The following is an 8,634-nucleotide window of genomic DNA, read 5'->3' as shown; positions in this document are numbered from 1 at the left end:
AGACCCCGCCGTCCGCCCCGGTGCGCTCCCGGGACTTTACGGCGGGGGCACCGCCGCACCCCGGTTTCCCCGGGGGGCGGGACGCCGGCGGCCCCCGCGGGGGACGCGGGCACCGGGTCAGGCCGGGCCTCGCGTCCGGGCGTTCAGAGGTCCGGGAGCCGCTCCGGAGTTCCTGTACGCCGACAACGACCAATGTGCCGGAGCCGTGTTAAGCGGGTGCTGCGCGGACGTGACACGCTCGTACCACTTCCGCGAAGTTCGGCCCACGGCACACCCGGTGGCCTACTGCCCCTGCTGCTCCGCGAGGAACGCCAGCAGGTCCTGACGGCTCACCACACCCGTCGGCTTGCCCTCGACGAGCACGATCGCCGCGTCGGCCGCGCCGAGCACCGACATCAGGTCGCCGACCGGTTCGCCCGAGCCGACCTGCGGCAGCGGGTCGGACATGTGCTTCTCCAGCGGGTCGCCGAGCGAGGCGCGCTGCGCGAACAGGGCGTCCAGGAGCTCGCGTTCGACGACCGAGCCGATGACCTCCGCCGCCATCACGTCGGGGTGGCCCGCGCCCGGCTTGACGATGGGCATCTGCGAGACGCCGTACTCACGCAGTACCTCGATGGCCTCGCCGACCGTCTCCTCCGGGTGCATGTGAACGAGCGAGGGCAGCTTGCCGCCCTCCTTGCGGCTCAGTACGTCACCGACGCGAGGCTGGTCGCCGGCCTGCTCCAGGAACCCGTAGTCGTTCATCCACTCATCGCTGAAGATCTTGCTCATGTAGCCACGGCCGGAGTCGGGGAGAAGGACGACCACCACATCGTCCGGGCCGAGCCGCTCGGCGACCCGCAGCGCCGCCACGACCGCCATACCGCAGGAGCCGCCGACGAGCAGCCCCTCCTCCTTGGCGAGGCGCCGCGTCATCTGGAAGGAGTCCTTGTCGGACACCGCGACGATCTCGTCGGTCACATTGCGGTCGTACGCCGTCGGCCAGAAGTCCTCGCCGACGCCCTCGACGAGATACGGCCGACCGGAGCCGCCGGAGTAGACCGAACCCTCGGGGTCGGCGCCGACGATCTTGACCTTGCCGCCGGACACCTCCTTCAGATATCCGCCGGTCCCCGAGATCGTGCCGCCGGTGCCGATGCCCGCCACGAAATGGGTGATCTTTCCTTCCGTCTGCTCCCACAGCTCAGGGCCGGTGGAGTGGTAGTGGGAGAGCGGATTGTTCGGGTTCGAGTACTGGTCGGGCTTCCAGGCACCGGGGGTCTCACGCACCAGGCGGTCGGAGACGTTGTAGTACGAGTCCGGGTGCTCCGGGTCGACGGCCGTGGGGCAGACGACGACGTCCGCGCCGTACGCCCGCAGCACATTGATCTTGTCCAGGGACACCTTGTCCGGGCACACGAAGATGCACTTGTAGCCCTTCTGCTGGGCCACGATCGCAAGGCCGACCCCGGTGTTCCCCGAGGTCGGCTCGACGATCGTGCCGCCGGGCTTGAGCTCCCCGCTCTGTTCGGCCGCCTCGATCATGCGCAGTGCGATGCGGTCCTTCACCGACCCGCCGGGGTTGAAGTACTCGACCTTGGCCAGGACCGTGGCCTGAATGCCCGCGGTCACGTTGTTGAGCCTCACCAGCGGGGTGTTGCCGACGAGGCTGATCATCGAGTCGTGGAATTGCACCGTTGTCTCCGGGCTGCCATGTAGTGCGACGAATGGGTGTCGTAAGCGTAAGACTCCTGGTCCTCCGTTCACCTCCGATCACGATTGGCCGACCGCCCTTACGGGGCAATGAGTGGATGTACGGCGGTATGGCTACGAGGAGGTGGCTGCAGGGCATGTCGAGGGCGAGGGTGGCGAGGAGGATCGCCGCGGGCGCGGCGTACGGCGGCGGAGGCATCGGGCTGCTCGGCGCGGCGACCGTGGGGGTGGTCCTCGCCGAGGTGCAGCTGGCGAAGCGGTCGGTGGGCAACAACGGGGCGCATGCGGCGCCGCCGCGGGCCGACGGGCGGTACGGCGGGGCGCTCGCGGAGCGGCAGGACGGCGCCGAGCCCTTGCGGTTCGCGATGCTCGGCGACTCGACGGCCGCGGGGCAGGGGGTGCACCGGGCCCGGCACACCCCGGGGGCGCTGCTCTCCTCGGGGCTCGCGGCGGTGGCGGAGCGTCCGGTGGAGTTGCGGAACGTGGCGCAGCCGGGCGCCCAGTCGGACGACCTGGACCGCCAGGTGTCCCTGATCCTCACCGACCCCTCGGCCTGGATCCCGGACGTCTGCGTCATCATGATCGGCGCGAACGACGTGACGCACCGGATGCCGGCGACACGGTCGGTCCGCTACTTGGCGGCGGCGGTGCGGCGGCTGCGGACGGTCGGCGCGGAGGTGGTCGTCGGCACCTGTCCGGACCTCGGCACCGTGGAGAACGTCTACCAGCCCCTGCGCTGGATGGCCCGCAGGGTCTCGCGGCAGCTGGCGGCGGCGCAGACGATCGGCGTGGTGGAGCAGGGCGGCCGTACGGTGTCGCTCGGCGATCTGCTGGGCCCCGAGTTCGCGGCGAACCCGCGGGAGCTGTTCGGCCCCGACAACTACCACCCCTCCGCGGAGGGGTACGCGACGGCGGCCATGGCGGTCCTGCCGACCCTCTGCGCGGCGCTGGGCCTGTGGCCGGAGGAGGAGCGCCCCGACGTCTCCCGCCGGGAGGGCTTCCTGCCGGTGGCCCGCGCGGCGGCGCAGGCCGCGTCGGAGGGCGGCACGGAGGTCGCTGCCGCGATGCCTACGGGGCCACGCGGACCCTGGGCCCTCCTCAAGCGGCGGCGCCGCCGCCGCATCCACACGCCGGATCCGTCTCCGCTGCCGCACTGACGAAAGGGGCGCAGGCGGTCGTGCCCCTTTAGCGGCGCGGGGAACTGCGCGCCAAGCCCCCACCGGCCCGCAGCCAGATTCCGCACCCCACCATCCAAGGCGCCCCCGCCAGAAATGAGCAAGCGCTTAGAAAAATGCGGCCCGCGTCACAGTCCCCGGCCGATGACCGACAGCGATACGTGCAGGTAACTTCCCAGAGAGCCCTGCCCCCTCGTCACAGGAGTGCCTTGATGCCCGAAGCCGTGATCGTCTCTGCCGCCCGCACCCCGATCGGCCGCGCCTTCAAGGGCTCGCTGAAGGATCTGCGCCCGGACGACCTGACCGCCACGATCATCGAGGCCGCCCTCGCCAAGGTCCCCGAGCTCGACCCGAAGCAGATCGACGACCTGATGCTCGGCTGTGGTCTGCCCGGCGGCGAGCAGGGGCACAACCTGGGCCGCATCGTCGCCGTACAGATGGGGATGGACCACCTCCCCGGCTGCACCATCACCCGTTACTGCTCCTCCTCCCTGCAGACGAGCCGCATGGCCCTGCACGCCATCAAGGCGGGCGAGGGCGACGTCTTCATCTCCGCGGGCGTCGAGATGGTGTCCCGCAGCATCAAGGGCTCCAGCGACGGCCTTCCCGACACCCACAACCCCCTCTTCGCCGACGCCGAGGCCCGCACCGAGGCCGTGTCCAAGTCCGAGGGCTCCTCCTGGCACGACCCGCGCGAGGACGGGCTGATCCCGGACGCGTACATCGCCATGGGGCAGACCGCCGAGAACCTGGCCCGCGCCAAGGGCGTCACCCGTCAGGACATGGACGAGTTCGGGGTCCGGTCCCAGAACCTCGCCGAGGAAGCCATCAAGAACGGCTTCTGGGAGCGCGAGATCACCCCCGTCACCACCCCTGACGGCACCGTCGTCAGCAAGGACGACGGCCCCCGCGCCGGCGTCACCGTCGAGGGCGTCTCGGGCCTCAAGCCCGTCTTCCGCCCCGACGGCCTCGTCACGGCCGGCAACTGCTGCCCGCTCAACGACGGCGCCGCCGCCCTGGTGATCATGAGCGACACCAAGGCCCGCGAGCTCGGCCTGACCCCGCTCGCCCGCATCGTCTCCACCGGCGTCACCGGCCTCTCCCCGGAGATCATGGGCCTCGGCCCGGTCGAGGCCAGCAAGCAGGCGCTCAAGCGCGCCGGGCTCACCGTCGACGACATCGACCTCTTCGAGATCAACGAGGCCTTCGCCGCCCAGGTGATCCCCTCCTACCGCGACCTGAACATCCCGCTCGACAAGCTGAACGTCAACGGCGGCGCCATCGCCGTCGGCCACCCCTTCGGCATGACCGGCGCCCGCATCACCGGCACGCTCATCAACTCCCTCCAGTTCCACGACAAGCAGTTCGGCCTGGAGACGATGTGCGTCGGCGGCGGCCAGGGCATGGCGATGGTCATCGAGCGCCTCAGCTGAGCCTCCGGACCCCTGCGGATCCCCAGCGCCTCCATTGATTCGTGACTCAATCTCCCCCAGGATGTGACCTATCTCCTGGGGGAGATGCATATGCCCAGGTCAGAGCACATCTGTGGATAAACACCGGGCCAAAAGACCTGTCCAATTCGTGACGTAATGCACTGACAGGTGGATCGTGCAGGCTTCAAGCTGATGTAGGAAGTCGGGGGTCGACTTGAAACCGGGAGTACGTCAGTGAGCGCCATGCCTCTTGCCCTGCTGCTCTCCACGGCTGCCGCCACGGCCGTGGGCGCCGCCGCCCTGCACGCCGTGCACGGGCTGCGGAAGCAGATAACGGCCCTGCGCACCGAGCTGGCCCAGAGCCACGCCGCGACGGGGCGCCCCACCGTGCCCGCGGCACGCACCACTCCGGACACCGACGAGATACGCGCGGCCGTGGCCGAAGCGCTCGCCGAGGAGCGGGAGCGCGAGCTCGCCGAGGCGCGGGCCTTCTGGGCCGCCCAGGAAGCCCGTGACGCGTCGGACGCGCCGTCCCTGCTCAGCGGTCTGCCGGGGCTCTCCGACATGGCGGACGAGCTGTTCCTGCCGCGCCAGGCGGATCTCGCGGGCATCGAGGCGGACAGCCTCGAACCGGTGATCGAGCCCTACGCCGAGCAGAGCGACGAGTTCGCGGGCGACTCCCCCGAGCTGGCCGCGGCCCGCCGCAGGCACCCCTCGCACCCGGACTTCGTACCGGTCCAGACGCCCCACACGGACGGCCACGGCGACCACGAGCGCACGGTCGCCTGCCTGGAGGAGCTGGCCGGCGCCCGCACGGCGCTCGCCGACGTCCGACCGGGCCCGCTGGGCACCCTGGACGTCTATGTCTTCGCGGACGGTACGACGCTCTGTATGACGCCGGGCCACCGCGAGACCGCGGAGCAGCTCGCCGACGCCCTGCGCGACGGCCACGCCCCGGTCCTGCTCGGCGGCTCCGGAGTCTCCGGCGCCTACGCCCTCACGTTCGAGTGCGGCACCGAGAACGTCTACATCCTGGCCGACCGCGTCATCGCCTCGGTCTGAGGTCTGAGGTCTGCGGTCCAAGGTCTGAGGAACGCCCACTCCAAGGCCCACCGGTCTGAGGGTCCCCACCCCTCAGACCGACGCGCGCTTCTGCGCCTTCTCCACCAGCGTCAGCGCTTCCGCCAATTGCCGCTCGTCCTCCAGTACGAGGGCCAGGTCCCGCCCGGCGACCGTGATCTGGTCGGCCGCCGCGAACATCCCGGCGTCCGGCATCTCCCGCGGCTCCTCGTCGGGCACCTCGATCCGCTGCGCCCACGCCGCCAATTCCCTGGCCAGAGCGAGCGCTTCGGCCGCCGCCCCCCGCTGCAGGCGACTCTGCGGGGCGGCCCGCAACCGATCGGCGAAATGGTCCACTGCGGCCGTCAAAGGCGTCGTATCAAGCACCCGGCGACCCTATGCGCCAGGACGGGACTGTTGCCAACGCCCCAACGCTCAGGCACGGTGGCGTGAAGGACGGAACACATCGCGACGCGTCCGGAGGCGCCGATGTCCCAAGTCTTCTCCGAGGAGACCCACCGCAATCTGCTCGCCCGCATCCCCCACTGCACCGGTCGTGAAGTCTCCGACTGGCTTCGCGCCGTGGACGAAGGCCCTTCTCTCTTCCGCTTCGAGGAGAAGGTCAGCTGGCTCCGCGCCGAACACAACCTCGCGTACGGACATGCCAAGGCAATCATTCACGAGTACGACTTGCGGAGGGCCGCACGCAAGTTCCTCTGACCCCCCGACCCCTCACACACACGACTCACACACGGCGAAGGGCCCCGCGGAACATCTGTTCCGCGGGGCCCTTCGGCTGCCGGCCGTTGACCGGCGTCGTGCGTCAGTCGCTACTCAGGATGGAGATCAGGCGCAGGAACTCCAGGTAGATCCAGACCAGCGTCATCGTCAGACCGAACGCCGCGAGCCAGGCCTCTTCCTTCGGGGCGCCGTACGCGATGCCGTCCTCGACCTGCTTGAAGTCCAGGGCCAGGAAGCACGCGCCGAGCAGGATGCCGACGATGCCGAAGACGATGCCGAGGCCGCCGCTGCGGAAGCCGAGGCCGTCGCCGCCGCCGAAGACGGCGAACAGCAGGTTCACCGCGGTCAGCAGCAGGAAGCCCATCGCGGCGGCCATCACGAAGCCGTAGAAGCGACGGTTGACCCGGATCCAGCCCGCCTTGTAGGCGATGAGGACACCGATGAAGACCGCCATCGTGCCGAGCACGGCCTGCATGGCCGCGCCGCTCGCGATGCGGTTGTCGACGACGCTGGAGACGACGCCGAGGAAGACACCTTCGAGCGCGGCGTACGTCAGGATCAGCGGGGGCGACGCCTTGCGCTTGAAGGCCTGGACGAGGCCGAGCACCATCGCGATGAGGCCCGCGCCGATCGCGATGCCGTAGGACTTGCTGATGTTCGCGTCGTCCACCGGCAGCAGCGCCCAGGCGAGCGCGGCGGTCACCACGAGGGTGCCGAGCGTCGTGGCCGTACGCATGACGACGTCGTCCATCGTCATGCGGCCCGCAGTGGTCACGGGCGCCTGCGGCGCGCCGTACTGCAGGTCCTGCTGGGCGTAAGGGTTGGCCGCGTACGGGTTGGTGGGGGCCTGCTGGCCCGCGCCCGCGTACGGATTGCCCTGCGCGTACTGGGTCTGCGTCCCGCCCGCGGGTCCCCCGGCCTGCGGCTGCTGGCCGAAGCCCGCGTAGCCGTTGTCGCGGCTGAACCCCCGTCGCGAGAAGACCGGGTTGCTGCTCCTCATCTCACTCCTCCATGGCCACCGGGCGTGGCATTGGCTCAAGAGTAATGCGTAGGCAAAAGGAAGACCCTAGTGCTTGGGGAGGATCTTTCCCTCCTTGTGACCAAGAACGATCGGTGCCTGGCTCTCTGTTCCCGCCGAGTCTCCCGTCGATTCTCCCGCCGCGGCCGGGTTTCGGCGGCTGCGCCGGACGAGTGGCACCAGGGAGATCGCCACCGCACCGAGCACGGCGGCGACGGCGAACGTGGTGAATCCGAGGGACGCGTTTCCGCCGGAGACTACGGCGCCTCCCAGCCACGGACCGACGACCGCGCCGGTCCGTCCGACGCCGGTGATCCAGCCGAGGCCCGTGGCGCGCTGGGCCGGTGTGTAGACCGAGGGAGCGGAGGCGTACACCATGACCTGCGCCGAGAAGAGCCAGATGCCGGTGACGAAGACGATCACGTACGCGACGCCGAGCGGCAGCTCCGCCTTGAGCAGGAAGGCGCCGCAGGCGGTGAGCAGGAACCAGATCGCGGAGATCCGCATGGCGCCGAACTTGTCGGCGGCACGGCCCGCCACCAGCATGCCGACGATGCCGCCCGCGTTGATCACCATGAGGAAGGTGACGGAGGAGGAGAGCGAGTAGCCGGAGGCGCGCATCAGCTCGGGGAGCCAGGTGGAGACGCCGTAGACGAGCAGCAGTCCGGCGAAGGAGGCGATCCACAGGAGCGGGGTCGCGAGGCGCTGTCCCGGGGTGAAGAGGGATGCCACGGCGGAGAAGCGGCCCTTGGCGCCGGCCTCGGGGGCTTCGGCGAGGGTCGGCGACGGCAGCAGATAGCGGGCGGCGACCGCCTCGGCCTCGCTCGCCCTGCCCTTGTTGAGCAGCACCCCCGGCGACTCGGGCAGCCACTTCACCACGAGGGGGATGGCGACGGCGGCGGGGATGACGCCCGCCCAGAAGACCACGCGCCAGCCGTGGTCGGGCCCGAGCGCGAGGCCGAGGCCCGTGGCCGCCATGCCGCCCGCGTGGTACGAGGTCATCATCAGGCCGGTGGCGAGCGCGGCCCTGCGCTTCGGCGCGAACTCGGCGACGATCGCGAGGCTGATCGGCATCAGACCGCCGAGCCCGAGCCCGGCGACGAAGCGCCCCGCGCCGAAGACGGCGGCGCTCGGCGCGAGCGCGCACACCGCGGAGCCGAGTGAGAACAGCGCGACGCTGCCCACCACCATCGGCTTGCGGCCGAGCCAGTCGGTGAGCGTGCCGCAGCCGAGGGCGCCGATCAGCATGCCGAAGGTGGTCCAGGAGCCGATGGTGCCCGCGGTCGACGGGGTGAAGCCGAAGCCCTTGTCGTCGATGAGGTGCGGCATCACGGCGCCGTAGATGTTGACGTCCATGCCGTCGAAGAAGACGACGAGCCAGCACAGGGCTATGACGGGGGCGACTGATCTGAAGGTGCGCTCGGGGGCGGCGCTCTGGGGAGCGGTCACGGGGCTCTCACTTCTTTGTGGGACCGGCTGGGGACGGGGACGTTCCAGGGGGTGCGGCGGTGCGGGC

8 protein-coding genes are annotated in these 8,634 nt (G+C 70.4%); 4 read left to right on the top strand and 4 right to left on the bottom strand.

Features of this window, described 5'->3' with window-relative positions:
- Window positions 1-282: 282 nt before the first annotated feature.
- The gene (locus ACFWY6_RS09325; RefSeq protein WP_384687602.1) at window positions 283-1,674 is read right to left on the bottom strand and encodes a cystathionine beta-synthase; all 1,392 of its coding nucleotides are present in this window, start codon (window positions 1,672-1,674) and stop codon (window positions 283-285) included.
- Between the two features lie 155 nt (window positions 1,675-1,829).
- Between ACFWY6_RS09325 and ACFWY6_RS09320 the strand changes: the two genes are divergently transcribed.
- The 3 genes from ACFWY6_RS09320 to ACFWY6_RS09310 all read left to right on the top strand — a co-directional run bounded on the left by ACFWY6_RS09320 (window position 1,830) and on the right by ACFWY6_RS09310 (window position 5,362).
- Window positions 1,830-2,849: an SGNH/GDSL hydrolase family protein gene (locus ACFWY6_RS09320; protein ID WP_384687601.1), complete on the top strand. Its 1,020-nt coding sequence runs from the start codon at window positions 1,830-1,832 to the stop codon at window positions 2,847-2,849.
- Window positions 2,850-3,079: 230 nt separating this feature from the next.
- Window positions 3,080-4,300 (top strand): acetyl-CoA C-acetyltransferase, encoded by a 1,221-nt coding sequence (locus ACFWY6_RS09315; RefSeq protein WP_384687600.1) that lies wholly within the window; start codon window positions 3,080-3,082, stop codon window positions 4,298-4,300.
- Between the two features lie 243 nt (window positions 4,301-4,543).
- Window positions 4,544-5,362 (top strand): hypothetical protein, encoded by an 819-nt coding sequence (locus ACFWY6_RS09310; protein WP_384687604.1) that lies wholly within the window; start codon window positions 4,544-4,546, stop codon window positions 5,360-5,362.
- Between the two features lie 72 nt (window positions 5,363-5,434).
- Here ACFWY6_RS09310 and ACFWY6_RS09305 read toward each other — a convergent pair whose 3' ends face one another.
- The gene (locus ACFWY6_RS09305; protein ID WP_360770620.1) at window positions 5,435-5,746 is read right to left on the bottom strand and encodes a hypothetical protein; all 312 of its coding nucleotides are present in this window, start codon (window positions 5,744-5,746) and stop codon (window positions 5,435-5,437) included.
- A gap of 102 nt (window positions 5,747-5,848) precedes the next feature.
- On the opposite strand from ACFWY6_RS09305, the gene ACFWY6_RS09300 reads away from it, so the two are divergent.
- The gene (locus tag ACFWY6_RS09300; RefSeq protein ID WP_055545457.1) at window positions 5,849-6,079 is read left to right on the top strand and encodes a DUF4287 domain-containing protein; all 231 of its coding nucleotides are present in this window, start codon (window positions 5,849-5,851) and stop codon (window positions 6,077-6,079) included.
- A gap of 103 nt (window positions 6,080-6,182) precedes the next feature.
- Here the strand turns inward: ACFWY6_RS09300 and ACFWY6_RS09295 are convergent, their stop codons facing one another.
- Window positions 6,183-7,100: a Bax inhibitor-1/YccA family protein gene (locus ACFWY6_RS09295; protein ID WP_384687599.1), complete on the bottom strand. Its 918-nt coding sequence runs from the start codon at window positions 7,098-7,100 to the stop codon at window positions 6,183-6,185.
- A gap of 66 nt (window positions 7,101-7,166) precedes the next feature.
- Entirely contained in the window at window positions 7,167-8,567 is a 1,401-nt protein-coding gene (locus tag ACFWY6_RS09290; RefSeq protein WP_384687598.1) for an MFS transporter, read from the bottom strand.
- Window positions 8,568-8,634 lie beyond the last annotated feature (67 nt).

Source organism: Streptomyces sp. NPDC059037, assembly GCF_042740015.1.
Classification (GTDB): Bacteria; Actinomycetota; Actinomycetes; order Streptomycetales; family Streptomycetaceae; genus Streptomyces.
Note: the sequence above shows the minus strand (reverse complement) of the source record. Positions and strands in the feature narration are given on the sequence as shown.